General features: G+C 65.2%; 23 protein-coding genes. 9 read left to right on the top strand and 14 right to left on the bottom strand.

The annotated features are described in order from the left end of the window. Nucleotides 1-34: 34 nt before the first annotated feature. From AQZ52_RS11800 to AQZ52_RS11790, 3 genes are all read left to right on the top strand, one after another. Nucleotides 35-1,780 (top strand): lytic transglycosylase domain-containing protein, encoded by a 1,746-nt coding sequence (locus AQZ52_RS11800; RefSeq protein ID WP_082698004.1) that lies wholly within the window; start codon nt 35-37, stop codon nt 1,778-1,780. Then, entirely contained in the window at nt 1,770-2,297 is a 528-nt protein-coding gene (gene moaB, locus AQZ52_RS11795; RefSeq protein ID WP_067910846.1) for a molybdenum cofactor biosynthesis protein B, read from the top strand. The genes AQZ52_RS11800 and moaB overlap by 11 nt, the downstream gene beginning before the upstream one ends. Nucleotides 2,298-2,457: 160 nt before the next feature. Continuing rightward, nucleotides 2,458-4,812, top strand: coding sequence for an alpha/beta hydrolase (locus AQZ52_RS11790; RefSeq protein ID WP_067910843.1), 2,355 nt, complete (start codon nt 2,458-2,460; stop codon nt 4,810-4,812). Between the two features lie 4 nt (nt 4,813-4,816). Here AQZ52_RS11790 and AQZ52_RS11785 read toward each other — a convergent pair whose 3' ends face one another. Next, a complete protein-coding gene (locus AQZ52_RS11785; protein WP_067910840.1) occupies nt 4,817-5,512 on the bottom strand; it encodes a class I SAM-dependent methyltransferase in 696 nt (231 codons plus the stop codon). 135 nt (nt 5,513-5,647) lie between these two features. Between AQZ52_RS11785 and AQZ52_RS11780 the strand changes: the two genes are divergently transcribed. Further along, nucleotides 5,648-6,742 (top strand): PA0069 family radical SAM protein, encoded by a 1,095-nt coding sequence (locus AQZ52_RS11780; protein ID WP_067910837.1) that lies wholly within the window; start codon nt 5,648-5,650, stop codon nt 6,740-6,742. Here AQZ52_RS11780 and AQZ52_RS11775 read toward each other — a convergent pair. From AQZ52_RS11775 to AQZ52_RS11740, 8 genes are all read right to left on the bottom strand, one after another. Continuing rightward, nucleotides 6,739-7,041, bottom strand: a complete 303-nt coding sequence (locus tag AQZ52_RS11775; RefSeq protein ID WP_067910834.1) for a hypothetical protein — start codon at nt 7,039-7,041, stop codon at nt 6,739-6,741. The two genes, AQZ52_RS11780 and AQZ52_RS11775, sit on opposite strands and share 4 nt — an antisense overlap. Next, nucleotides 7,038-7,358, bottom strand: coding sequence for a YbjQ family protein (locus AQZ52_RS11770; RefSeq protein ID WP_067910831.1), 321 nt, complete (start codon nt 7,356-7,358; stop codon nt 7,038-7,040). Before AQZ52_RS11770 ends, AQZ52_RS11775 begins: the two co-directional genes overlap by 4 nt. Then, nucleotides 7,358-7,783, bottom strand: coding sequence for a DUF1330 domain-containing protein (locus AQZ52_RS11765; protein ID WP_067910829.1), 426 nt, complete (start codon nt 7,781-7,783; stop codon nt 7,358-7,360). Before AQZ52_RS11765 ends, AQZ52_RS11770 begins: the two co-directional genes overlap by 1 nt. 2 nt (nt 7,784-7,785) lie before the next feature. After that, a complete protein-coding gene (locus tag AQZ52_RS11760) occupies nt 7,786-9,390 on the bottom strand; it encodes a long-chain fatty acid--CoA ligase (protein WP_067910825.1) in 1,605 nt (534 codons plus the stop codon). 26 nt (nt 9,391-9,416) lie between these two features. Next, nucleotides 9,417-13,010, bottom strand: a complete 3,594-nt coding sequence (gene dnaE, locus AQZ52_RS11755; RefSeq protein ID WP_067910822.1) for a DNA polymerase III subunit alpha — start codon at nt 13,008-13,010, stop codon at nt 9,417-9,419. An 82-nt stretch (nt 13,011-13,092) separates the two neighbouring features. Beyond that, complete coding sequence (locus AQZ52_RS11750) at nt 13,093-13,581, bottom strand: glutathione peroxidase (protein ID WP_067910819.1); 489 nt, start codon at nt 13,579-13,581, stop codon at nt 13,093-13,095. A 70-nt stretch (nt 13,582-13,651) separates the two neighbouring features. Next, a complete protein-coding gene (locus tag AQZ52_RS11745; protein ID WP_067910816.1) occupies nt 13,652-14,326 on the bottom strand; it encodes an ABC transporter ATP-binding protein in 675 nt (224 codons plus the stop codon). Next, nucleotides 14,319-15,560, bottom strand: a complete 1,242-nt coding sequence (locus AQZ52_RS11740) for a lipoprotein-releasing ABC transporter permease subunit (RefSeq protein WP_067912083.1) — start codon at nt 15,558-15,560, stop codon at nt 14,319-14,321. Before AQZ52_RS11740 ends, AQZ52_RS11745 begins: the two co-directional genes overlap by 8 nt. A 174-nt stretch (nt 15,561-15,734) precedes the next feature. Between AQZ52_RS11740 and purF the strand changes: the two genes are divergently transcribed. The 3 genes from purF to AQZ52_RS11725 all read left to right on the top strand — a co-directional run bounded on the left by purF (nt 15,735) and on the right by AQZ52_RS11725 (nt 18,400). Continuing rightward, nucleotides 15,735-17,225, top strand: coding sequence for an amidophosphoribosyltransferase (purF, locus tag AQZ52_RS11735; RefSeq protein WP_067910814.1), 1,491 nt, complete (start codon nt 15,735-15,737; stop codon nt 17,223-17,225). Next, nucleotides 17,222-17,968, top strand: coding sequence for an SDR family NAD(P)-dependent oxidoreductase (locus tag AQZ52_RS11730; protein ID WP_067910812.1), 747 nt, complete (start codon nt 17,222-17,224; stop codon nt 17,966-17,968). Before purF ends, AQZ52_RS11730 begins: the two co-directional genes overlap by 4 nt. A gap of 69 nt (nt 17,969-18,037) precedes the next feature. Then, complete coding sequence (locus AQZ52_RS11725; RefSeq protein WP_067910809.1) at nt 18,038-18,400, top strand: PilZ domain-containing protein; 363 nt, start codon at nt 18,038-18,040, stop codon at nt 18,398-18,400. Nucleotides 18,401-18,441: 41 nt separating this feature from the next. On the opposite strand, the gene AQZ52_RS11720 is transcribed toward AQZ52_RS11725, so the two are convergent. The 4 genes from AQZ52_RS11720 to AQZ52_RS11705 form a co-directional block, all read right to left on the bottom strand. Beyond that, on the bottom strand, nt 18,442-18,633 hold the full coding sequence (locus AQZ52_RS11720) for a hypothetical protein (protein WP_156424917.1): 192 nt from the start codon (nt 18,631-18,633) through the stop codon (nt 18,442-18,444). A gap of 98 nt (nt 18,634-18,731) precedes the next feature. Then, entirely contained in the window at nt 18,732-20,096 is a 1,365-nt protein-coding gene (locus tag AQZ52_RS11715; protein WP_067910803.1) for a cryptochrome/photolyase family protein, read from the bottom strand. A gap of 57 nt (nt 20,097-20,153) precedes the next feature. Next, nucleotides 20,154-21,176, bottom strand: coding sequence for a 2-oxoacid:ferredoxin oxidoreductase subunit beta (locus AQZ52_RS11710; protein ID WP_067912080.1), 1,023 nt, complete (start codon nt 21,174-21,176; stop codon nt 20,154-20,156). 13 nt (nt 21,177-21,189) lie between these two features. Continuing rightward, complete coding sequence (locus tag AQZ52_RS11705; protein ID WP_067910800.1) at nt 21,190-23,079, bottom strand: 2-oxoacid:acceptor oxidoreductase subunit alpha; 1,890 nt, start codon at nt 23,077-23,079, stop codon at nt 21,190-21,192. 250 nt (nt 23,080-23,329) lie between these two features. On the opposite strand from AQZ52_RS11705, the gene AQZ52_RS11700 reads away from it, so the two are divergent. Both AQZ52_RS11700 and AQZ52_RS11695 read left to right on the top strand, forming a co-directional pair. Further along, on the top strand, nt 23,330-24,283 hold the full coding sequence (locus AQZ52_RS11700; protein ID WP_067910797.1) for an alpha/beta hydrolase: 954 nt from the start codon (nt 23,330-23,332) through the stop codon (nt 24,281-24,283). Further along, nucleotides 24,283-24,768 (top strand): RNA pyrophosphohydrolase, encoded by a 486-nt coding sequence (locus AQZ52_RS11695; protein ID WP_067910794.1) that lies wholly within the window; start codon nt 24,283-24,285, stop codon nt 24,766-24,768. The genes AQZ52_RS11700 and AQZ52_RS11695 overlap by 1 nt, the downstream gene beginning before the upstream one ends. 3 nt (nt 24,769-24,771) lie before the next feature. On the opposite strand, the gene AQZ52_RS11690 is transcribed toward AQZ52_RS11695, so the two are convergent. Further along, nucleotides 24,772-25,251, bottom strand: coding sequence for a tetratricopeptide repeat protein (locus AQZ52_RS11690; RefSeq protein ID WP_338045504.1), 480 nt, complete (start codon nt 25,249-25,251; stop codon nt 24,772-24,774). Between the last annotated feature and the right edge of the window lie 89 nt (nt 25,252-25,340).

The following is a 25,340-nucleotide window of genomic DNA, read 5'->3' as shown; positions in this document are numbered from 1 at the left end:
GCCATTGTTCGTGAAGACCTGCCGCATCGCTCTGATGGCCGTCGCCGCCGTGCTTGCAGGGGGCTCCGCCTTGCCGGCCGCCGCCAACAGCGCTGCCGCCGAATATTTCCGCTCGCGCGCTGACCGCACTGCCGTGCCGGCGCTGCTGAGCCAGGAAGACCGGGCCTATTACAAACAGATATTCGGTGCGATTGAGCGCGAGGACTGGGCGACTGTGCAGACCCTGTTTGCGCAGCGCACCGATGGGCCGCTCCATGCCGTTGCCCGGGCACAATACTTCCTCGCCGCCAATTCGCCGCGCGCCGAACTGGCGCCGCTCAGCCAGCTCATTACCTCCGCGCCCGATCTGCCTTGGGCAGAACAGCTAGGACGGCTCGCGGCCAAGCGCGGTGCGACGGAACTTCCTGCCCTCCCCAGCGCGCAACCGATGATGACGCTGCCCGGCCTGCCCAAGCGCATCAAGCCGCGCCCGGTAACTGATGGCACGATGCCCGAAAGCGTGGCGCTGGCGATCCAGGACCGCATCAAGAACGACGATCCGATGGGCGCGCGTGTCCTGCTCGACGGGATCGAGGCGAACCTTTCGGTAGAGGCCCGCGCGGAATGGCACCAACGTGTCGGCTGGGCCTTCTACATCGAAAACGACGATGCCAATGCCCGCACCGTCTCGCTCGGGGCGCTGCAGGGTTCGAGCGGACCTTGGGTGGCCGAGGCGCTGTGGACGGCAGGGCTTGCCTCGTGGCGGCTCGGTGATTGCCAGAACGCGGCTGCGAGTTTCGAGCAGGCGGCGAGTGCCGCGCAGAACGACGAACTCAACACTGCCGCGCATTACTGGGCCGGGCGGGCCTGGATGCGGTGCCGGGCCCCCGAAAAGGTCGCCAATGCGCTCCGCAATTCCGCCCGCCTGCGCGACACGCTCTACGGCATGATCGCCAGCGAAGCGCTCGGACTGAAGGAAACCAGCCTCGCCTCCGCGCCGGACTTCTCGTCCGACGACTGGCAGCAACTGCGCCAGGTCAGCAACGTGCGCCTTGCGGTGCAGCTTGCCGAGGTTGGTGAGGACGGCCTTGCCGACGAATTGCTGCGCCATCAGGCGCGGATCGGCGACCCCTCGCTCTATGCCCCGCTCTCGCGGCTGGCGCGCGATCTGGGCCTGCCCGCCACGCAGCTCTGGATGGCATACAATGCGCCTTCGGGTGCACGACCCGATGCGGCCGCGCGTTTCCCGGCACCACGCTGGGTGCCAGCGACAGGCTGGAAAGTCGATCCCGCGTTGTTGTTTGCGCATTCTCTTCAGGAATCGAATTTCCGCACAGCTGTTGTCAGTCCGGCTGGTGCGCGTGGGCTTATGCAGGTCCTTCCCGGCACAGCACGCGGCCTCCTGCGCGATGTGCCGGCCATGGCAGGCCGCGAAAAGCAGCTCGATCTTCCCGACGTGAACATGGCCTTCGGACAGGGCTACCTCGTGCGTCTGCGCGATTCGGGCGCGACGGGCGGTCTGCTACCCAAGGTGATCGCCGCATACAACGCTGGCCCGATGCCGATTGCGCGCTGGAACACCGAAATCCGCGACAACGGCGATCCGCTGCTCTGGATGGAATCGATCCCCTATTGGGAGACGCGCGGCTACGTCTCCATCGTGATGCGCAATTACTGGATGTACGAGCGGCAGGCGGGTGGCCCTTCGGAGAGCCGCATCGGTCTGGCGCAGGGCATGTGGCCGAAATTCCCGGGCCTGACAGGCGCGGAAAGCGTGAGGATGGCTTCCCGTGGCGATTGACATCACCCGCACCTTCAAGCCCATCAACATCGCACTGCTGACGGTTTCGGACACGCGCGGGCCGGAGGATGACACCTCGGGCGATATCCTTGCCGATCGGATCAAGGCCGCAGGCCATCACCTTGCTGCACGCGCCATCGAGAAGGACGACGCATCGCGGATTGCCAGCCGGCTCAATAACTGGATCGATGATCGCAGCGTCGATGCGGTTGTGATCACCGGCGGAACCGGCCTCACCGGGCGCGACGTAACTCCAGAAGCGCTCGATCGTGTAAAGACGCGCGATATTCCGGGCTTTGGGGAGCTGTTCCGCTGGATCAGCTTCAAGACCATCGGCACCAGCACGATCCAGTCGCGCGCCTGCGCGGTCGTGGCGCGGGGCACATATATCTTCGCCCTCCCCGGCTCGAACGGCGCGGTGAAGGATGGCTGGGACGGGATCCTTGCCGAGCAGCTCGACAGCCGCAACCGGCCCTGCAATTTCGTCGAGCTGATGCCGCGCCTGCTCGAAAAGTAAGACCGCGATGGGGCCTTACTGATCAAGAGCCATTGCGACCGCACCGGATCAAATCTTCCCCCCTCGGGCCGCCATCATACACCCGGCGTTCAGGTCGATAAGCGATGTTGCCTACTTGCGGCGGGGGGAGCCCGGCGCGGGACCATGAGGGGAACACCGGATGCTGCTGCCGAGCCGGCGCGCGATGCGCGCCATTCTTGCGATCACCTGCCTTGGCCTGCCTGCCGCCGCCTTGCCACTCATCGCCGCCGCGCAGATTGCACCGGATCCAACTGGCCGCGGGCCCTATGCGGTTGCCACCAGCGAATACAAGCTCCCCGCCAAGCGCGATGTGCTGGTCGCCCCCTTCACGACGACGGAACTCTGGGCGCGCATTTACCGCCCGACCAACGCGAACGGCCCGCGCCCGGTCATCGTGATGCTGCACGGCAACCATGCCACCTGCGGCCGCATCGATCCCGCCCTGCCCGGCCGGATCGACGACGATTCCACCTACACCGATACCGGACGCTGCCCGGATGGCTATGTCGTGGCGCCAAGCCATGAAGGCTATGCCTATCTGGCGAACCAGCTCGCATCGTGGGGCTTTTTCGTCGTTTCGATCAACGCCAACCGGGGCATCAACGCCAGTTGGGGAGATGACGAGGACTTCGGCCTCAACTTGCGGCGCGGCCGCCTGATCCTGCGCCATCTCGTCCAGCTGGACCGGTGGAACACCTCGAACGCCGGCGAGAAGATCCTTGGCTTCAATCTACGGGGGCAGCTCGATTTCAGCCAGATTGGCCTGTTTGGCCATTCGCGCGGCGGCGAAGGCATACGCGCCGCGCTCAACCAGTACCGCGATGTCGGCAGCATCTGGCCGAGCCAGTTCCGCAACAAGCCCACGATCCGCGCGCTGTTCGAGCTTGCACCAGTCGATGGCCAGACAAACCGGGTGCTCAATGCCGATGGCGTCGCGTGGAACGTTCTCTTGCCGACTTGCGACGGCGACGTGTCCGACCTCGAGGGCCAGCGCGTGTTCGACCGTGTGATCACCGCGCGGGCCGAAAGCGCCCCTGCGCCGAAATCGATCTTCACGGTCGAGGGGACCAACCACAACTTCTACAATACCGAATGGCAGCAATCGGATTCGCGAGGCTGCTACAGCACCGACAAGGCGCAGCCCGTCGTGTTTGATCCCGCTGCTGCCGGATCGGAAGCGCAGCGAGTGACTGCACTCTACCCGGTGACGGCTTTTTTCCGTGCCAACCTCGGCACCGATCCGGTCGCAGTATTCAGCAAGCTGCTCGATCCTGCCTACCGCCTGCCCAACAAGCTGACCACGGTAACGCGCTTCCGCCGGACGTATACCGACAATGTTGCGCGCAAAGGCAGCATTGTGCTCGATGATTTCGTGCGTTCGATCGGTGCTGGCGATACCGGCATCGGCAATTCGATCAGTGCGCTCAAATATTTCAACCAGAGCCCGGTATCCGAACACGACCCTGTAGCGCAGTTTGGCACGCTGGCATGGGATACCACGGTCATCAGGTCGAAGGGCGGCATGCCGTTCTATCAGGCCAACGCCGCAGTCCCCGGCGCGGGGGTTTCAGTCGATACGTTCGACACGCTCGAGTTTCGCGTGGGCCTCGCCTGCAAGGGCTATGACACGGGCGGCGGGTTTGGCTGCGAGGCGGACCCCACGCTCAACCCATCAGGCACGACCGACTTCAGCATCGCGATCGCCTCGCCCGAGGGTTTCCTCTCGCAGCCGGTCGCGCTCTCGCGTTATGCCAAGCCGCTCGATCCCGTCGGGCAGAGCTATGGTCCGATCATCATCGATCAGGAACCCAAGACCGTTACCTCCGCCATTCTGCCCGGCAACGAGCCGCCCGACAGTCCGACGGGCAACGGCCATCCGGTGTTGCAGACCGTGCGCATCCCGCTGGCCGATTTCGGCCTGCCCCGCGGTGTCAAAGTGCGCGGCGCGCGGATCACGTTCGACCGGGCGGCGACTGGTGCGATCTATCTGGGCAACGTGCGCTTCACGCGCGCGCTCGATCCCGGCAAGGTTATCGGGCCGGGGCCGATCCCCGGTCCATTTCTGACTGCCGCGAGCGCACCGCCGGCCGCGCTTGCAGCTCCATCGGCCCCGCCTGTCAGGTTGATCGGCGGCGGGCATGTGACCCGCATCCAGCACGAGCGGCGGGCAGTGCCCAGCGCCTCGCAGGCACTGGGGATCGCGAAGATGGCAGGTCCGCCGCCCGCCTGGCCGGCTCCGCACGATGTGGTCACCGTGTCGATCGCGGTGCCCGAACCGCTCGTGATCGGTGACGCACTGCTCACGCTGCGTATCGGCAGCCAGACCTTCAAGCTGGGTCAGGCCATCTCCGCGCCGGGACAGGGCCACAAGGCTGCCAGCTTCATCCTCACGCCGGAAGCCTTCGCGGCCCTGCCGCAAGGCGCAGCCGTCGTGCTCGAGAACGGGGCGCAACGTTTCGATCTCGGCCCGCTCGACAAAAGCCTGCTGCGCTGAACGATCAACGGCGGCGCAGCACCATCACGGTGTTCGCGTGCATCGGCAGCGGACCGTAGATCAGGCGAATCAACCGGTCGCACGCGCCACGCACAAGATCCTGAATCTTGCGCGCGGCGCGGCCCGCCGCACCACCGGCGAAAGGGCGGAAGGGCCGACCGGCGAACACGACATCGAGCGCCAGCCCGCGCGCCATCTGCTCCACGATCGGCGCGGACAGCACCGATACATGCGTCTGATCGCCATACTGGATGGGGAGTGACAGCGGGCTTTGCCCGTTGGGAAAGCGCAAAAACAGGAGCCCGCCCGGTTCGAGCAGACGAGCAGCTGCGGCAAGCAGTCCGGCGTTCTGATCGCGGGTCAGGTGCTCCATCACATCGATGGCGGCGATGACCCGCAAGCGGCCAGGCAGCGCGCCCTGCCATGTGCCGAAATCGAGCGGGAGCAGGCCGACACCGGCGTGGAGCGCCTTGTCGCGCGCGGCGGCCTGGACTTCCGAGCCGAACACGCGCGCGCCGCGTGCAGCAGCCCAGCCAAGGAAATTGCCGTTCCCGAACCCGACCTCGGCCACGAGAGCGCCCGACTCGACCACCTGCCCGAGATAATGCGTGAAGAACTGCGCGTCCGTGGCGGAGGGCTGCATGAACGGCGCATCGTGCCATCCCTTGAGCTCTTGATAATGCAGATAGCCGTCTTCCATTCCGCGCTCCGTTCCATTGCGGCAGGAAGAGAGCGTCCGGCGACCGGCAGTGCAATCGCAGTCATCCCCGAAATGGAGCTAGAGCAGAGACGCGGGTTGGTCGGATTTCGCTGGAAGTCTCACAATGTTCTTCCTATGTTCTTAAATGTGAGATCGTCCGAATCCCCTGTCCGCGGGCGCGGCGCACAATCGGCGCAAGTGCCTACCCGCTTCGGGCTCGCCACACGCGAGGTGGACGGAGACTGGCTGGACGCCGCGGGGGCTATCGACGGGCCTGGGCCCAAGCTGCGCACGACGGTGACCGAGGAGTTTGCTAAGACGGCCATATCGTACAACACATCGCCGGACATTCCCTTCGACCGCTCACTCAATCCCTATCGGGGGTGCGAGCATGGCTGCGTCTATTGCTATGCGCGGCCCACCCATGCGTGGCACGATCTTTCGCCAGGGCTCGATTTCGAAACGAAGCTGTTTGCCAAGCCCGATGCGCCCGCTCTGTTGCGCAAGGCTTTCGCGGTGCGGGGATACCGCCCTGCCCCCTTGGCGCTCGGCACCAATACCGATCCCTATCAGCCGATCGAAAGCCGCTATCGGATCACGCGGGGTGTGCTTGAAGTGTGCCTCGAGACCGGACATCCCGTGACCATCACCACCAAGTCGGCGCGGGTTCTGGATGATCTCGATCTCCTGCAGGCGCTTGCCATGCGCAACCTGACTGCGGTCTCGATCTCGGTAACGAGCCTTGATCCGAGGTTATCCGGCATACTGGAACCGCGCGCTTCGGCCCCGGCCAAACGGCTGGCTGCACTCGAGGCTCTCGCCAAGGCGGGGGTTCACACCAATGTGTCGGTCTCGCCGATCATCCCCGCGATCACCGACAGCTTCATCGAGGCGATCCTGCTGGAAGCCGGCGCGCGGGGGGTGCAATCAGCCAGTTGGATCATGCTGCGCCTGCCACATGAAGTGGCGCCGCTGTTCCGCGAATGGCTGGATGTCCATTTCCCCGACCGCGCCGCAAAAGTCATGGCGATCGTGCAGGCGGTGCGCGGGGGCAAGGACAACGATGCGCGCTTTTTCAGCCGGATGAAGCCGAGCGGCGTATGGGCGGATCTGGTGCGGAGCCGTTTCAGGCTGGCGATGAAGCGAGCGGGTATTCCCCAGGCCAAGCCTGCGCTCGATTGTGGCCAGTTCCGCCCGCCTCACCGCGACGGACAGCTCGCGTTGTTCTAATCGGGCCGCTCGCCGGTCGGCAGGTAGCGTCGTTCGCCCGTCACCGAATCGAACCAGACTTCCAGGATCTGGCCAGACTGGTGATCGATCTCGCGTTCGGCCGTCAGGTGCCAGGTGCCGGGGGCATGACGCTTGCGCGCGAGATAGCCCGCATCGAACAGGGTGCCGAGCAGGATCAGGGCAGCGAAGACAAAGAGCGGAAATCCGCTCCCATCAGCACCGAAGGACTGGGCCAGAAAGCCGCCGCCTGCCGCAAGCCCGGCAAGGGCAAACGCGGCAATGCGGCCGCAGGGTGTCATAGCGGTTTCAGCTTCACCGCCGTGCCATAGGCGACGACTTCGTTCATCGTCTGGCCGATGGACCCGGAATCGAAGCGCATCATGACCACTGCGTCCGCGCCCATCAGCGTGGCGTTCATCACCAGCCGGTCGATGGCGTGGCGCCGCGTGTCCTCGACCAGTGCCGAATATTCCTTGATCTCACCGCCGATGATCGAGCGCAGACCGGCGACGATATTGCCGCCGAGCCCGCGGCTTCGGACCACCACGCCGAAGACCTGCCCGAGGCATTCGGTCACTTCGCGGCCGGCGACGGCCTCGGTGGTGGCGATGATCATCAGATGAGGCTTTCCCGAGGGGCGAAGCGTACGAGCCGCGAGGTGGCGACCGCTGCCTGCCGATGGACGACGACCGGGGCATAGTCCGGATCCTTGACCATACCCATGAAACTTGCGGCATCGGGATAGGCCATGACGAAGGTCTCATCCCAATCCCATGCGGCAGGCCCGGTAACCATGGCCTCGAACGCACCGGCCCATACGATGTGCCCCCCGGCGCGCTCCAGCACCGGCTGGATCGTGCGCATGTATTCGCGGTAGGCGTCGGCACCGGTCAGGCCCTTGTCCGCAAGCTCGTGGCCTTCGGGATAGGCTGCCTTCTCGCGGAAACGCACCAGATTGAGCATATGGATCGGCGTATCGCGCGGAAGGGCCTTGAACTTGTCGAAGTTCTCGCGGCTCGGATCGATATAGGCTTCGTCCATTTTCAGGCGCTCCACTGCCAGTCGCGGAACTGATCGCGCAGGTCCTTCTTGCTGATCTTGCCGGTACCGGTGTGTGGGATTTCGTCGACGAAGACGACCGCATCAGGCAGCCACCACTTGGCGACATGGGTACCCAGGAAATCGCGCAGCGCATCCGGACACACATCCGCGCCGGGCTTCTTGACCACCACCAGCAGAGGGCGTTCGTCCCAGCGCGGATGATGGACGCCGATGGCGGCGGCTTCGGCGACGCCGGGAAAGCCGATCGCGGCGTTTTCCAGCTCGACCGAGCTGATCCATTCGCCACCGGATTTGATCACGTCCTTGGTGCGGTCGGTCAGCTGCAGCGTGCCATCGGGATGGAGCACGGCGACATCGCCGGTATCGAACCAGTTGTCGGCGTCGGTCGCAGGCTTTTCGGCCTTGAAGTAGCGTCCGACCACCCAGGGCCCGCGCACCTGCAACGCGCCTGAAGTCTTGCCGTCACGTGGCAGCACCCTGGTCGCATCATCGAGATCGACACAGCGCAGCTCCACGCCGAAGGGGACGCGCCCCTGCATCGCCTTGACGGTGACCTGCTCGTCGAACGACAGCTCGTCCCAGTTCGCGGTTTCGGTACCGGTGGTGCCGATGGGCGAGGTCTCGGTCATCCCCCAGGCGTGGGCCACGCGCAGCCCCTTCTTCATGAAGCGCTCGATCATCGCGCGCGGCATGGCCGAGCCGCCGCAGACCACGGTGTTGAGGTGCGCGGGAATGTCCTTCCCGTTCGCGTCGATATACTGGAGCAGGCTGAGCCAGACGGTCGGCACGCCTGCCGAAGTGGTGACCTTCTCGCGCTCCATCAGTTCGCAGAGCACCGAGGCTTCATTGACCGCGCTGTAGACGAACTTGGCACCCGCCGCCGCGCCGGCCCAGGGCAGACCCCAGCTCGCGGCATGGAACATCGGCACGATCGGCAGCGCGACAGTGCGGCAATCCATCCCGAAAACCTGCGGCGTCATCGCGGTCATCGCATGCAGCACGGTCGAGCGGTGTTCGTAGAGCACGCCCTTGGGATTGCCCGTGGTGCCGCTGGTATAGCAGAGCATGCAGGGATCGCGCTCGTCGCCGTCCACCCACACGCCCTCGCCGTCTTCACTGGCGATCCAGTCCTCGAAGTGCTCGGCAGGGCCGTTGCTGTCGAAGCAGACGTAGTGCTCGATCGTCTTCCAGCGCGACTTCATGCGTTCGATGATCGGCGCAAAGGCGGCATCGAACAGCAGAACGCGGTCCTCGGCATGGTTCGCGATGTAATCGAGCTGATCATCGAACAGGCGCGGGTTGATGGTGTGGAGCACCCCGCCAACGCCGACCGCGCCGTACCAGGTGACGAGGTGGCGGTGGTGGTTCATGGCGAGGGTCGCAACACGGTCGCCCGGCTTGATCCCGAGCTTCGCGAGCTTCTGCGCCATGCGCATGGCATCGTGGCGGATCCCGGCCCAGGTGGTGCGCGTCTCGCTGCCATCGGCCCAGCGCGAGACGATCTCGCGCCCGCCATGCTCGCGCGCGGCATGATCGATGAAACGCGTCACGCGCAGGGACCAATCCTGCATGGCGCCCAGCTGCATCCGAAACTCCCCTTGAAGATGTTATCTTATTCGACCAGCCGCAAATGCCGGTCAGGCCTCGCGGTCAGCGCCACATTGGCAAGCCCTTCCACGGGAATCAATCGCTCGATGACATCCGAGTCGAGCGCGAAGTCCGCCCCGAGCCGCATGACGGGTTCCCGAGAGGTCCCGGTGCGCAGGCGGGCAATCACTTCGCCCCGTGCGCCCTGCGCTCGCGGCAGGAGCAACGCCAGTTCGGACATGGCCTCGGGCTTCATCACATCGAGCTTCAGGAGCATCCGTGCAGCGCTGCTGACCGAAGCGAGCGGGCGCGCGCCGCGCACCGTGATGCGCGGCGGCTCGTCCGGGTTCGGGCGATCAAGCTCGACGTTGAGGAGGACGCAGGTGCCCTCGCGCGCCCATTGCTGGAAGGGTTCGACAAGGCTTTCCTCGAAGCACGAGGCGGAAAACTGGCCGCTGCTGTCCGAGAAGTCTGCAGCGATGAAATCGTTGCCCTTCTTGGTCTTGCGCCGGTTCACGCCTTCGACGAGCGCGGCCATGACCGCGCCGGTTCTGCCCCCGGCGGCATCCCCATCTCCGCTCATCAGGCTCCCATATGTGCGGGCGCCATTGGCAGAGGCTACGGCGCGATATTCGGTGACGGGATGCGCAGCGAAGTAGAAGCCGAAGGTATCGCGCTCGGCCGCCATCTGATCGGCGCGCGACCATGGCGCGGTTTCAGCCAGACGAGTCGCGGGGACGGCGTGATCTTCCGCACCGAACAGACCGGCCTGACCCGAGGTCCTCGAGCGGACCGCTTCGTCGGCCACGGCCATCAGCAGTTCGGCATTCGCGACAATCTGCGCCCGGTTTGGCTCGAGGCTGTCAAACGCACCGCCCGCCGCCAGCGCTTCGAGCCCGCGCCGGTTCATCGCGCCTGCTGGCAGGCGGCGGAACAGGTCGTCGAGGCTGGTATATCGCCCATTCACCTCGCGCTCGGCGACGATGGCATCCATCGCCTTCTCGCCGACATTGCGCAGGCCCGCGAGCGCATAGCGCACGGCATAGCCCTCCTCGGTGCGCTCGACGGTAAACTCGGCCTCGGAGCGGTTGATATCCGGCCCATGGAGCGCGATTCCGGAGCGGCGCATGTCATCCACGAAGACCGCCAGCTTTTCCGACTGGTGCATGTCGAAGCACATCGAGGCGGCGTAGAACTCGTGCGGATAATGCGTCTTCAGCCAGGCGGTCTGATAGGCAAGCAGCGCGTAGGCAGCGGCGTGAGACTTGTTGAAGCCGTAACCTGCGAACTTGTCGATCAAGTCGAACAGCTCGTTGGCCTTCTTGGTGTCGATCCCGGAGACGTCCTTGCAGCCATCGACGAAGCGCTGGCGCTGCGCGTCCATTTCGGCCTGAACCTTCTTGCCCATGGCGCGGCGCAGGAGGTCTGCATCGCCCAGCGAGTAGCCCGCGAGGATCTGCGCGGCCTGCATGACCTGTTCCTGATAGACGAAGATCCCGTAGGTCTCGGCAAGGATGACCGAGAGCTTCTCGTGCGGGTACTCGATGTCCTCGAGCCCGTTCTTGCGGCGGCCGAACAGCGGGATGTTGTCCATCGGGCCCGGGCGGTAGAGCGAGACGAGCGCGATGATGTCGCCGAAATTGGTGGGCTTCACCGCCGCCAGCGTGCGGCGCATGCCTTCCGATTCCAGCTGGAACACACCGACCGTGTCGCCCGACTGGAGCAGCTTGTAGACCTGCGCGTCATCCCAGGCGAGGCGGTCGAGATCGATCCTGATGCCGCGTTTGGCCATGAGGTCCACCGCCTTGCGCAGCACGGACAGCGTCTTCAGTCCGAGGAAGTCGAACTTCACGAGGCCCGCTTCTTCGACGAACTTCATGTCGAACTGCGTGACCGGCATGTCCGAGCGCGGATCGCGGTAGAGCGGCACGAGCTGCGCCAAGGGCCGATCGCCGATCACCACGCCCGCCGCGTGGGTCGAGCTGTTGCGCGGCAGGCCCTCCAGCTGCATCGCCAGATCGATCAGGCGGCGCACTTCGGGATCGCGGTCGTATTCGCGCTTGAGGTCGGCAATGCCGTTGAGCGCGCGGGGCAGCGGCCAAGGGTCGGTCGGGTGATTGGGCACCATCTTGCACAGACGGTCGACCTGCCCGTAGCTCATCTGGAGGATGCGCCCCGTATCGCGCAGCACCGCGCGGGCCTTGAGTTTGCCGAACGTGATGATCTGCGCGACGTGATCGTCGCCATACTTGCGCTGGACGTAGCGGATCACCTCGCCGCGGCGGGTTTCGCAGAAGTCGATATCGAAGTCCGGCATCGAGACGCGTTCCGGGTTGAGGAAACGTTCGAAGAGCAGGCCCAGCTTGATCGGATCGAGATCGGTGATGGTGAGCGCCCATGCCACGAGGCTGCCTGCACCGGACCCGCGCCCCGGGCCCACCGGGATGCCCTGTTCCTTGGCCCACTTGATGAAATCGGCCACGATCAGGAAGTAGCCGCCGAAGCCCATGCGGTTGATGATGCCGATCTCGAATTCGAGGCGCTCGCGATAGGCCCGCACTTCGTCCCAGTGGCCTTCCGCCTTGAGCAGGGCGAAGGGCCTGCCGTCGATTTCCTCGAAGGGCGCGGTAAGCGCTTCGACGAGTTCATCCCACAAGGCTTCGGGGTAATAGGGCTTCATGCGCGCCACGAGGCCGGTGCGCGAGTCCGCCGCCATCATCCGCGCCTCGCCTTCCTTGTCGCCGGCAAGGCTGGGGAGGATCGGCTTGCGATAGGGCGGCTTGTACGCGGTGCGCTGCGCGACGACGAGCGTGTTGGCCAGCGCTTCCGGGAGATCGGCGAAGAGCTCCTCCATCATCGGCGCGGGCTTGATCCACCATTCCTTCGAGGAACGCGGGCGATCGGCGGAATCGACGTGGGTGGAGCTGGCGATGCACAGCATGGCATCGTGCGCATCGTAGAACGCGCGCTCGGCAAAGCAGGCCGGGTTGGTCGCAACAAGCGGGATGTCACGCGCGTAGGCGAGATCGATCAGCGCGTCCTCGGCGGCCATTTCCGCAGCGTCATTGCGGCGGGCGAGTTCGATATAGAGCCGCTCGGGGAACAAGGCCTCGATCTCGGCAAGATAGGCCTCCGCAGCGGTCTGCTGGCCATCGGCGAGCAGCCGGGTGAGCGCGCCCTCCCCCGACGCCGTCAGGCAGATGAGGCCATCGGTGTGGCCCGCAAGGTCAGCGAGCGGCACATGCGGCGCAAACTCCAGCGGACGCGCAAGGTGCGCCTGGCTGACGAGGTGGCAGAGGTTGTCATACCCCTTGGCGTCCTGCGCATAGAGCGCGAGCCAGTCGATGGTCGGCGCGGCTGCGCCGAAGCCGGTGTTCGCCGCCCCCTCCCGCGCCGGACGGGCGACCGCGAGCATGGTGCCGATAACCGGCTGCACGCCCATATCGAGGCAGGCCTTGGCAAAGGCGACACTGCCATAAAGCCCGTTGCGATCGGTGATGGCCGCGGCCGGAAAGCCCCGCTCTGCTGCCGTCTTGGCAATTGCCTTCGGATCGATCGCGCCGTCGAGCATCGTGTAGGACGAGAAGACACGAAGCGGGACAAAGGGGGCGTGAGGCATGGCTGGAAGCTAGGGCCCGGGGGGTGATTCTGCGAGAGTTTCGACCTGCCTTATCCACGTGGGAATGGCCGCTCGCTGCCTATCAGAGCAAAGCCTCGATATCCGCGGCCAGCTTTTCCGGCTTGTCCGTCGGCGCATACCGGCGCACGACCTTGCCGTCGCGCCCGATCAGGAACTTGGTGAAGTTCCATTTGACGGCCTTCGTGCCGAGAACACCCGGGGCCTGGGCCTTGAGCCACTGGTAGAGCGGATCGGCACCGTCGCCGTTCACCTCGATCTTGGCCATGAGCGGGAAGCTCACGCCGAAGTTGACCTTGCAGAAGCTCTCGATCTCGTCCGCCGTGCCCGGCTCCTGCCCGCCGAACTGGTTGCAGGGGAAGGCCAGCACTTCGAAGCCGCGATCCCCGTACTTCTTCCAGAGTGCCTCAAGCCCGTCGTATTGGGGGGTGAAGCCGCACTTGGACGCGGTGTTGACGACGAGGAGGACCTTGCCGGTCTTGTCGGCAAGGCTCAGGTCCTTGCCGCCGGGCAGCTTGACGGTGAAATCTGCGATGGTCTGCGGGCTGGTCATCTGTCTGGCTCCCCTGATGTGCTTTGGCCGCAGGCTGGCACGGCGGGGCGCGGGGATCAAGCGGAGAGGATCAGGCCAGAAGCCCCTCGTGCAGCCGCACCACGCGGTCCATGCGCAGGGCAAGCCGCTCGTTGTGCGTGGCGACAAGGGCAGAACTCCCCTCCCCGCGCACCAGCTTGAGAAATTGCTCCAGCACCTTGTCGGCGGTCGCCTCGTCGAGATTGCCGGTGGGTTCATCCGCGAGCACAAGGCCTGGCCGGTTGGCGAGCGCGCGGGCGACAGCCACGCGCTGCTGCTCGCCGCCCGATAGCTGACTGGGCCGATGCGTGAGGCGGTGGCCAAGGCCGAGCGCGGTGAGCAGTTCCTCCGCCCGCGCCCTCGCCTCGCCGGCGCCCTTGCCCGCGATCAGTTGCGGCAGAACGACGTTCTCGGTCGCATTGAAATCGGGGAGCAAGTGGTGGAACTGGTAGACGAAGCCCAGGTGATCGCGGCGCAGCGCCGTGCGTGCATCAGCAGAGAGTGCACTTGCCTCGATCCCGGCAATCTCGATCTTGCCCGTAAACCCGCCTTCGAGCAGGCCCACCGCCTGCAGCATGGTCGACTTGCCCGAGCCCGAGGGTCCGAGCAGCGCGACGATCTCACCCGGGCGGATGGCAAGATCGATGCCGCGCAGGACCTCGATGGTTTCGCCGCCCTGGCTGAAGCTGCGCCGCAGATTGGCGAGGCGCACGAACGGCTCACTCATAGCGCAGCACCTGCACCGGATCTGTGCTCGCCGCCGTCAGTGCCGGGTAGAGTGTCGCAAGGAAACTGAGGACGAGCGCCATCAGACAGATCACCGTGATCTCGACCGGATCGCTGCGGCTGGGCAGTTCGGTGAGGAAGCGGATCTGAGGGTCCCATAGCGGCTGGCCAGTAAGGAACTCGACGCCGTTCACCACGCTCTGGCGGAAATAGAGGAACACGAGGCCGAGCGCGAGGCCCACCGCCGTGCCCAGCGCGCCGATGATGAAGCCGATGGTGACGAAAACCTTGAGCAGGCTCTTCCGCGTCGCCCCCATCGTGCGCAGGATCGCGATATCGCGGGTCTTGGCGCGCACCAGCATGATCAGCGAAGAGAGGATGTTGAAAACCGCGACGAGGACGATGATCGAGAGCACGACGAACATCGCCACGCGCTCCACCGCCAGGGCCTCGAACAGGCTGGCGTTGATCGTCTTCCAGTCGGTCACCTGGGCGCGGCCCGCCAGCGCCTGCTTGATCGGTGCAAGGGTCTGCGCGGCAGTGTCGGCATTGGTGGTCGTCACCTCGATCATGCCGATGGTGTCGCCGGTCAGCAGCAAGGTCTGGGCGTCGGCAATCGGCATGACGACATAGGCATTGTCGTAGTCATAGACCCCGATCTCGAAAATCGCGGCGACGCGGTAGCCGATCTGACGCGGCACCGTGCCGAAGGGGGTGGAGCGGCCCTGCGGATTGATGATGGTGATCGTATCGCCGATTTGCGCGCCAAGGCTTTCGGCCAGCCGCGAGCCGATGGCGACATTGCTGGAGCCGGCGCGCAATTCCGCGAAATTGCCGACAAGGCGTTTGGCGGAAAGGCGCTGGATATCGGACCCGGTATTGCCGCGCACGAGGATCGCCTCGACCCGCCCGTTGAAGGTGGCGAGCAGCGGCTGCTCGATCAGCGGACTGGCGCGGGTGACACCGGGCGTCGCCTCGACGCGCTTCAGGATATCCTGCCAGTCATCGAGCCGGCCACCATAGGCCTGGACGATCGCATGTCCGTTGAGGCCGACGATCTTGTCGAGAAGTTCGGCGCGAAAGCCGTTCATCACGCTCATCACGATGACCAGCGCGGCAACGCCGAGCATCACCGCGACGAGGCTGATGCCCGCGACCATGGCAATGAAGGCTTCGCCCCGGCCCGGCAGCATATAGCGCTTGGCGATTGTCCATTCAAAAGGCGAGAGGATCAAGTGCGGGCTCGCTTCAGCATATGTGCGGCCATCTAGGCGCATGCACGCGGTGTGGCAACCGTGTCCACGGGGCGCAACGCCGGATCGGAGACACTTGCGTTACGCCCCAAAGCTCGCCACATGGCGCGCTGAAGGCGTCGGTACGGGCGCCGCAGCGCAGAATCCGGAACGCCCATGACCCTTACCGATCCCCTTTGCGGCGCGGCCCATCCCTTCTTTGACGAGAACGGCGACAAACTCCGCGAGGAATGCGGGATTTTCGGCGTACTCGGCGCGCGTGACGCGGCCGCCATCGCCGCTCTGGGGCTCCACGCCCTGCAGCACCGCGGCCAGGAAGCGGTTGGCATCACCAGCTTCGACGGGCAGGAGTTCTACTCCCGCCGCGGGCTCGGCCATGTCGCGCAGAATTTTTCGAGCGGCCAGGCAATTGCCGAGCTGCCCGGCATGATGGCTGCGGGCCATGTGCGCTACTCGACCACCGGCGGCTCGGGCCTGCGCAACGTGCAGCCGCTCTTCGCCGATCTCGCCACTGGCGGCTTTGCCATCGCGCACAACGGCAATATCTCGAACGCGATGACGCTGAAGCGCGACCTTGTCGCCAAGGGCGCGATCTTCCAGTCGACTTCGGATACCGAAGTCATCATCCACCTCGTCGCGACGAGCCGCTACCCCACGCTGCTTGACCGCTTCATCGATGCGCTGCGGCTGGTCGAGGGTGCTTATTCGCTGATCTGCCTCACCAACGAGGGCATGATCGCCTGCCGCGATCCACTCGGCATCCGCCCTCTCGTGATGGGCAAGCTGGGCGATGCGGTGGTCTTTGCGAGCGAGACCGTGGCGCTCGACGTCATCGGTGCGGATTTCGTGCGCGAGGTCGAGCCGGGCGAGATGATCCAGGTCGGGCATGATGGCGAGATTCGCTGCCACCGCCCCTTTGGCCACACCAGCCCCCGCCCCTGCATCTTCGAGCACGTCTATTTCAGCCGTCCGGATTCGCTGATGGGTGGCCGCTCGGTCTACGAAGTGCGCAAGGCTATCGGCGCCGAACTCGCGCGCGAGAGCGAAGTCGAGGCCGATATCGTGATCCCGGTGCCGGATAGCGGCGTCCCCGCCGCACTCGGCTATGCGCTCGCTTCCGGCATTCCCTTCGAGCTCGGCATCATCCGTTCGCACTACGTGGGCCGCACATTTATCCAACCATCGGACGGCGCGCGCCATGCCGACGTGAAGCGCAAGCACAATGCCAACCGCGCGCTGGTGGCGGGCAAGCGCATCGTGCTGATCGATGATTCGATCGTGCGCGGCACCACCTCGATGAAGATCGTGCAGATGATGCGCGATGCCGGTGCCAGCGAAGTCCATTTCCGTGTCGCCAGCCCGCCGACCGAACATTCGTGCTTCTACGGCGTCGATACACCCGAGCGGTCGAAGCTGCTCGCCGCGACGATGGACGTGGAGGCCATGGCCAAGTTCATTCATGCCGACAGCCTTGCCTTCATCTCGATCGACGGGCTCTACCGCGCAGTGGGTGAGGCCGAACGCAACAAGGCCTGCCCGCAATACTGCGATGCCTGCTTCACGGGTGAATACCCGACCCGGCTGACCGACCTCGTCGGCCGTGACGGCGCTGACCAGTTGCCGCTTCCCGTGGGGAAGGTGGCATGAGCAGCACGGGATTGCTGGCCGGCCAGCTTGCGCTGGTGACCGGCGCAAGCCGCGGCATCGGAGCCGCCACGGCGAAGGCGCTGGCCGCTGCCGGCGCGCATGTGATCCTGACCGCCCGCGCGGGCAAGGACCTCGAAGCTGTCGAGCAGGCTATCTACGAAACCGGCGGCAGCGCGACGATCGCTCCCGTTGATCTGGCCGAGCCCGATGGCATCGCGCGCCTCGCCGCCGCCATCGGCCGCCGCTGGGACGCGCTCGACATCATGGTGATCAACGCAGCGGTCCTGCCGACGCTCACCCCGGTCTGGCAGATCGAGCCCAAGGACCTCAGCCGTGCGATGACGCTCAACGTGCTGGCCACGCAATCCTTGATCGCGGGCTTCGACCCCATGCTCAAGAAGAGCAAGGACGCGCGCGTTATCGGCGTGACCTCCAGCGTCGGATCCGCACCGCGTGCCTATTGGGGTGCCTACGGCGCGACCAAGGCAGCGTTCGAGAACCTGCTAGATGCCTATGCACAGGAAGTGCGCAACCTCTCGGCGATCCGGGTCGCGATCCTCGATCCCGGCGCAACGCGCACGGCGATGCGCGCCAAGGCCTATCCCGGCGAAGATCCGGCGAGCGTTAAGGCTCCGGAAGTGGTTGCCGACTACATCACGGCATTGCTTGGTGAATCATTCGCCAGCCCGGCCCGCGTATCGGTTAACCAGCCCCGCGAACCACAAGTCCTGACAAACGGTTAAGCCCGTCCGGCGATAGTCCGCTCACGCCTTCCCGCGCGGGGAAGGCAGAAACGGCTCAGGACAATCGCCATGCACGAGGATTGGGATCCTTACGCGAACGAAGCCTACTATCAGGCGACCCAGGAAGACCGCTGTGCGCCGCGCAGCAAGGTCAACATCCCAGCGAGTCTGCGCCCCTCCGGCGCGAAGAGCTTTCACACCGTCGTTCACGATCTCTCGCTCGGCGGCTTTTCCGCAACCGCGCTCAACCGCATGCACGTCGGCACGATCTGCTGGTTGACCCTGCCGGGTTTGGAAGCGCTGCAAAGCGAAGTGGTGTGGTGGCAGCGCGGCCAGGTCGGCTGCGCCTTTGCCAACCTGCTCAGCCCGATCATCCACGACAACATCCTGCAGCGCTATCGCGGAGACGGGGTCTATCGCCCTGTCGCGTGACCCATAATGGTGAATATTTTCCTGATAGTTTTCAGCAATGCTCAAGCTGGCTTGACACGAGTCACCTGGCTGATGGTGATCCCGCCGCCGAGGAACCCCGCTTCGCAATATATCAGATGGAAGCGCCCGAGCCGCAAGGTCTGCGCGTGGTCCTGGGCGAAATCGACCTGATCGCACCAACCGAGCCCGCCAGCCTCGGCAAGCCCACGAAACGCGCGCTGGCTCAGCGTCATTCCACGGGGGAAGATGTAGGTATGGATGAAGTCGGCTTTGCGAGTGTATTGAGCTTGGCACGCGCGAAAGCAACGGGACGAGGTCACTTGTCCCAAATTCAGCGGCGGTCGTTCCATTCCGCATAAGCCGCCAGTGCCCGTGCACGGGCTTCGGCATGGCCGACGAAGCGAGCCGGATACCCGCGCGGGCGGACGTCGGGATCGTGGATGCGCGTATCATCGAGATGCGCCAGTTCGGGCACCCACTGGCGAATATAGGCCCCCGCATCGAACTTGGGGCTTTGGGTCAGCGGCGCCATGATCCGCACGAACATATTGCTGTCGACGCCGGTGCCCGCGCTCCATTGCCAGTTGACCGCGTTGGAGCCGTAGTCGGCATCGACCAGCGTATCCCAGAACCAGCGCTCGCCTTCGCGCCAATCGATCAGGAGATGCTTGATGAGGAAGCTCGCTGCAATCATGCGGACGCGGTTGTGCATCCAGCCCGTCGTCCAGAGCTCGCGCATCCCGGCATCAACGATGGGATAGCCCGTCAGCCCCTGCTGCCAGGCCTTGAGGCCGGCGGGGTCATCTCGCCAGGGGAAATCATCGAACGCCTCGCGCGCCGGCTTTCCGGCGTAGTCCGGCATTTGCAGGATCACGTTCTGGGCGTAGTCGCGCCAGCCCAGCTCACCGAGGAAGGTGCCGACCGTCCCGCCCCGCTCAGCTGTCGCATGCCAGATCGTCGCGGGCGAGATTTCCCCGAAATGCAGATGCGGCGATAGCCGCGAGGTTCCCGGTACCGAGGGCAGATTGCGACGGTCTGCATAGACGCGGGCGCGGGGCAGGAAGGCCTCGAGCCGCGCGGCAGCCCCTGCCTCGCCCGGTGTCCATTCCGCGCGCATCCCGCCGGCCCAATCGGGCGTCGTGGGCAGGAGGTTCCATTCGGCCAGCGTATCGGAAGCGGGCCACGCTTCGGGCGCCGGCAGACGGTCCGGCGCAGGGAGCGGCGGAGCGGGCGGCATGCGAGCTTCGAGTGCGCGCCAGAAGGGCGTGTAGATCTTGTAGGGACTGCCGCTTCCGGTGGTCACCGATCCCGGCGGAGCTAGATAATTGCCGTCATGCCGCCGAAGGTCGAGCACTTCGCCCACCGCACGCTCGGCATTGCGCCACCAGGGTTCATAATGGCGCAGGCAGTGGACGGCGGTCGCGCCTGTCTCCCGCGCGAGGTGTGCCAGCACCTCTTCGCAGCGCCCACGTCGCAGGATCAGGCGCGAGCCTCTCGCGCGCAAATCGGCGTCGAGGCTTGCAAGGCTATGATGCAACCACCAGCGCGAGGCCGCCCCCATGCGGCGATGCCTCGGCGTCTCGTCGTCAAGGACATAGACCGGGATTACCGGCCCAGCAGCAGCCGCTGCGGCAAAGGCAGCCTGATCGGCAAGGCGCAGATCGCGGCGAAGCCAGACGATGGAAGGGGTGGTCATGGCGCCGGCCTATCGCACAGGCCAGCGCCACGTCCCACTACCCCGTAGGGGCAGGCCTCAGTCGACCGTCCAGGTCTGGCCCTTGCTCAGCAGCTTGGCGAGGTTTGCGGTCTTGCCGGCGGAGGCGCGCGCGCGTTCCTCGATCACGGCCGCCTCGAAGGTCGGACGCGGATCGTCGTAGATCACGCCAAGCGCCATCGGGAACGGGCCGAACGGCATCTCGACCAGCAGATGCGCCAGCGCGCGGTTCTTCACGTCGTGGACGCGTACGCCCGCTGCCTGCCAGTCGCCATCCTCCACGTCGACAACCTTGAGCGCGAGCGTCTCGGTATCGAGCGCAATGCCCTTGGTGCCCTTGTTAAACAGCATCGGTTCGCCGTGCTTCAGCCAGAGCTGCCCCATGGCAGCACCAGCCTTTTCCGTGAAATCGGCAAAGACGTCCTTGTTGTAGACGATGCAGTTCTGGAAGATCTCGACGAAGGCCGCACCCTGATGGGCATGGGCGGCCTTGAGCACAGCGGGCAGTTCCTTCGAGACGTCATAGGCCCGTGCGATGAAGCGGCCGCCTGCGCCCAGAGCGAAAGCGCAAGGCGTCGCCGGACGATCGACCGAACCCAATGGCGTCGTCGGAGAAACGGTGCCAAGGCGGCTCGTGGGGGAATACTGGCCCTTCGTCAGGCCATAGATCTCGTTGTTGAACAGCAATATCTGCGTGTTCAGATTGCGGCGCAGCACGTGCATCGTGTGGTTGCCGCCGATCGACATCCCATCGCCATCCCCCGTCACCAGCCAGACGTCAAGCTCGGGATTGGCGAGCTTGAGCCCCGTGGCAAAAGCGGGCGCACGGCCGTGAATGGTGTGGAAACCGTAGCTTTCGACGTAATAAGGAAAGCGGCTCGAACAGCCGATGCCCGAGATAAACACAGTCTTGGCCGGGTCCGCACCGAGTTCCGGCAGCGTCCGCTGCACTGCCTTGAGGATGGCGTAGTCACCGCAGCCCGGGCACCAGCGCACTTCCTGATCGGTTTCCCAGTCCTTGAGCGTGGTCTGGACCTTGGCGATGGGGGTCATGTCGTTCATGGTCTTGCTTCCCTCAGGCCAGCGCTGCGGCAATCGCCGCTTCGATTTCGGCAATGGTGAAAGGCTGGCCGCTCGTCTTGTTCAAGGGCTTGGCATCGACCAGATACTGATCGCGCAGGACGGTCTTGAATTGGCCAGTGTTCATTTCCGGAACAATAACCTGATCATAGCTCTTGAGAAGCTCGCCGAGGTTCTCGGGCAGTGGCCAGATGTGGCGGACATGGATGTGGCTGACATCATGGCCCTTGCGGCGGGCGCGGCGCACGGCCTGGTGGATCGGGCCATAGGTCGAGCCCCAGCCGACCAACGCGAGCCTGCCGCCTGCTTCGCCAAGGGTGACTTCCTGCGCCGGGATGCCGGCAGCGATGCCGTCGATCTTGTCCTTGCGCGCATTGGTCATCGCCTGGTGGCTGGCGGGCGCGTAGTCGATGTTGCCGGTGCCGGGGTTCTTCTCGATGCCGCCGATGCGGTGCATGAGACCGGGCGTGCCGGGCTTGATCCACGGCCGCGCGCCCTTCGCGTCGCGCGCATAGGGCAGCACCGCTCCATCCGGACCGTTCGGTTCTTCGAGGAAGGTAACCGGAAACGGCTCGAAACCATTGGGATCAGGGACTTTCCACGGCTCGGCAGCATTGGCGATATAGCCATCGGTCAGCAGCATGACCGGGGTCATGTACTGCACCGCAAGGCGGCAGGCCTCGATCGCGCACTCGAACGCGTCCGAAGGGCTGCGCGCGGCGATCACCGGCATCGGCGCATCGCCGTTGCGGCCGTAGACCGCCTGGTAGAGGTCCGATTGCTCGGTCTTGGTCGGCAGGCCCGTCGACGGACCGCCGCGCTGTGAATTGACGATGACGAGCGGCAGCTCGGTCATGATCGCAAGGCCCATTGCCTCGCCCTTGAGCGCGATGCCGGGGCCCGACGAGGACGTCACACCAAGCTGCCCACCGAAGGAGGCCCCGATCGCGGCGGCAATCGCGGCAATCTCGTCTTCAGCCTGGAAGGTGGTGACGCCGAATTCCTTGAGCCGCGCGAGGTTGTGGAGGATCGCGGAGGCAGGCGTGATCGGATAGCCGCCGAAGAACAGGTCGAGCCCGGCAAGCTGCGCGCCTGCGACGAGACCATAGGAAACGGCCTCGGCGCCGGTCACCGTGCGGTAGAGGCCCGGCTCGCTATCGACCGGCGCGAGGTGATACTGCTTGAGCGGCCCGGCCAATTCCGCCGTCTCACCATAGGCGTGGCCGGCATTAAGCGCGGCAATATTGGCGTCCGCGAGGATTGGCGCCTTGGCAAACTTGCCCTTGAGCCAGTCGATCAACGGCTGCCGGTCACGGTCGAACATCCACAGCGCGAGGCCGAGAGTCCACATGTTCTTGCAGCGCAGCGCTTCCTTGTTGCCAAGGCCGAAGGGCTTAACGGCTTCCAGCGTGAGCGCCGAGATATCGAAGGCAAGCACCTGCCACTTCTCGAGGCTGCCATCCTCGAGCGGGCTGACGTCATACTTGGCCTTCTCAAGGTTGCGCTTGTTGAACTCGCCGGTGTCGGCGATGATCAGGCCGCCGGGCTTGAGCGCGCCGACGTTGGTCTTGAGCGCCGCCGGGTTCATCGCGACAAGCACGTCGGGCGCATCGCCTGCGGTGTCGATCTCGGTCGAGCCGAAGTTGATCTGGAACGCCGAAACCCCGAACAGCGTGCCCTGCGGTGCGCGGATCTCGGCCGGGAAATCGGGGAAAGTCGCAAGATCGTTGCCCGCCAGCGCGGTCGAGAGTGTGAACTGGCCGCCGGTCAGCTGCATGCCATCACCCGAGTCGCCGGCAAACCGCACCACGACAGCTTCGGGCGCGGGGGCGTTGTCGCTCCCGCCGGTGTGGCCTTCGGGTTCGCTCTCAAGAACTGTCGCCATATGTTCCTCTGTTATCCGCGGGAGGCCGGCCAGGCAGCCGCTCGCGTCCTCTTGCGCACCTTGCTTCGTCTAGGGGCGCGTATGTCCTCATCTAGCGGTACGCAAAGAAGAAAAACTGATGCACCGCAAATCTTGCACTCGCTCTTGATTCCGATTGCCCCCGCCCGTCAAGCCCCGCAAATAACAGTCCTGTCAGTTGGCCGCGAGGCCGACTCAGCCAGATCAGAACGCCAGGAGGAAGAGGATACCCATGTCAGACACCGCCAGCAGTCCCTATGTCCGCCCCGATGTGAAGGCCTTCCTCGATTTCATGGCCTCGGTGCCCGGCCCCACCATGTCGGAGATGGGCCCCGAAGGCGCGCGCGCAAGCTATGTGCAGATGGGTGTACTGGCCGAGGCCGAACCGCGCGAGCTAGCGGTTATCAAGGACCTCACCTGCCCCGGACCTGCGGGCGACATTCCGCTGCGCTTCTACGATGCGCGCGAAACGCGTGAGCCGGGCCCAGCGGTGATGTTCTTTCACGGCGGCGGCTTCGTGATCGGCGATCTCGACAGCCACCACTCGCTTTGCACCGAAATCGCAGCCGAGCTCGATATGCCGGTGATCGCGGTGCACTACCGCCTCGCGCCCGAACACCCCTTCCCCGCCGCACCGGACGACTGCGAAGCGGCCTCGCGCTGGGTCGCGACGAGCCCGGAGGAACTTGGCCGCCAGATCTCCGGCCTCATCCCCATGGGCGATTCGGCCGGCGGCAACCTTGCCATCGTGATCACGCAGGCACTGGCGGCTAAGCCCGCCGCTGTGCCGGTGGTGCTGCAGGTGCCGATCTATCCGCTGAGCGACGACAAGCCCGATCACGCCTCGTTCCAGGAATTCGCGGACGGCTTCGTGCTGACGGCGGAAACGATGGCGTGGTTTTCCGCCGCCTATCAGGCCGAGCCAGGCCACCCGCGCGCCTTTCCGATCTATGGCAACCACGCGGATACGCCGCCGACCGTGCTCGTCACTGCCAGCCTCGATCCGATCCGTGACAGCGGTCGCGTATACGGCGCCGAATTGATCCGCGCCGGAGCAGAGGTCGTATTCCTTGAAATGAAGGGCACGACCCACGCCTTCGCGCAGCTGCGCAAGGCCTTCCCAAGCGCCCATGGCGACATGCAGCGCATTTTTGCGGCCGTCCGCCTGCTGCTGGACCGCGCCTGATGTCTCAGGATTCTGCCGGGCTCCCCTATCGTCCCTGCGTGGGCATCATGCTGGTCAATGGCGAGGGCCGCGTCTTCGTCGGCCAGCGCATCGACAGCAAGGAAGGGGATGCCTGGCAGATGCCGCAAGGCGGGATCGACGAAGGCGAGGCGCTTCACCCCGCCGCGCTGCGCGAACTGGAGGAAGAGACCGGTGTGACGGCCGATCTCGTCACCATCCTCGCCGAAAGCAGCGAGGAATATCTCTACGACCTGCCGGATCACCTGATCGGCAAGCTGTGGAAAGGGCGCTACCACGGCCAGCGCCAGCGCTGGCTGCTGGTGCGCTTCAATGGTGCCGATGAGCAGATCCGGCTCGATGCGCATTCGCATCCCGAATTCCTGGCGTGGCGCTGGGTCGAACCCGAGCTGCTGCCGGACCTCATCGTGCCGTTCAAGAAGCGCGTCTATCGGCAGGTTGTCGAGGAATTCCGCGCGCTGATCTGAAGATCAGTTGTCCTCGACCACCGGATCAGGCTTCACCGCATCGGCGGAGACGACACGGGCAACCGGGCCCTTGGCGATGACACTGGCAAGGCTCTGTGCCTCGGGGCAATTGCGCCCGCACAGGCCCTCGAGCCGGGCGAGATTGCCCTTGGCCTTCTCGATCGCGCCCTTTTCCGCCATGGCTCCACCTTCGCCCGAAAGCGCGGCAAGGTTGTTGGGATCGCGCTCAAGTGCCTCGCGGTAATAGTGGATGGCCTTGCCCTGCATGCCGGAAGCGCGAGCAGCATCGCCGAGGGCAAGGAACGTCGCCGGATTGCCCGGATCGACCGCAAGCGCGGATTCAAAGCTGTCGGTGGCGGCCTCGACATCGCCGCGGCCGAGCAACTCGCGTCCGGTTTCGACGAGGGCCTTCGCGCGGGGGTCGGTCGGCAGCGAAACACCGGCCGATCCGGAACTTCCCGTGACAGCCACGAGAAGGGACAAGACAACCCCCAAAGGCATGTAGCGCATCAACAACTCCCAGAGCCGGCCATGCGGCACACGTGGTCCCCCGGCATCCATGATCGTGTTGC

Origin of the sequence: Novosphingobium fuchskuhlense, from assembly GCF_001519075.1 — a bacterium.
Classification (GTDB): Bacteria; Pseudomonadota; Alphaproteobacteria; order Sphingomonadales; family Sphingomonadaceae; genus Novosphingobium; species Novosphingobium fuchskuhlense.
The sequence above is the reverse complement of the archived record's forward strand: the minus strand, read 5'-3'. Positions and strand labels throughout refer to the sequence as shown.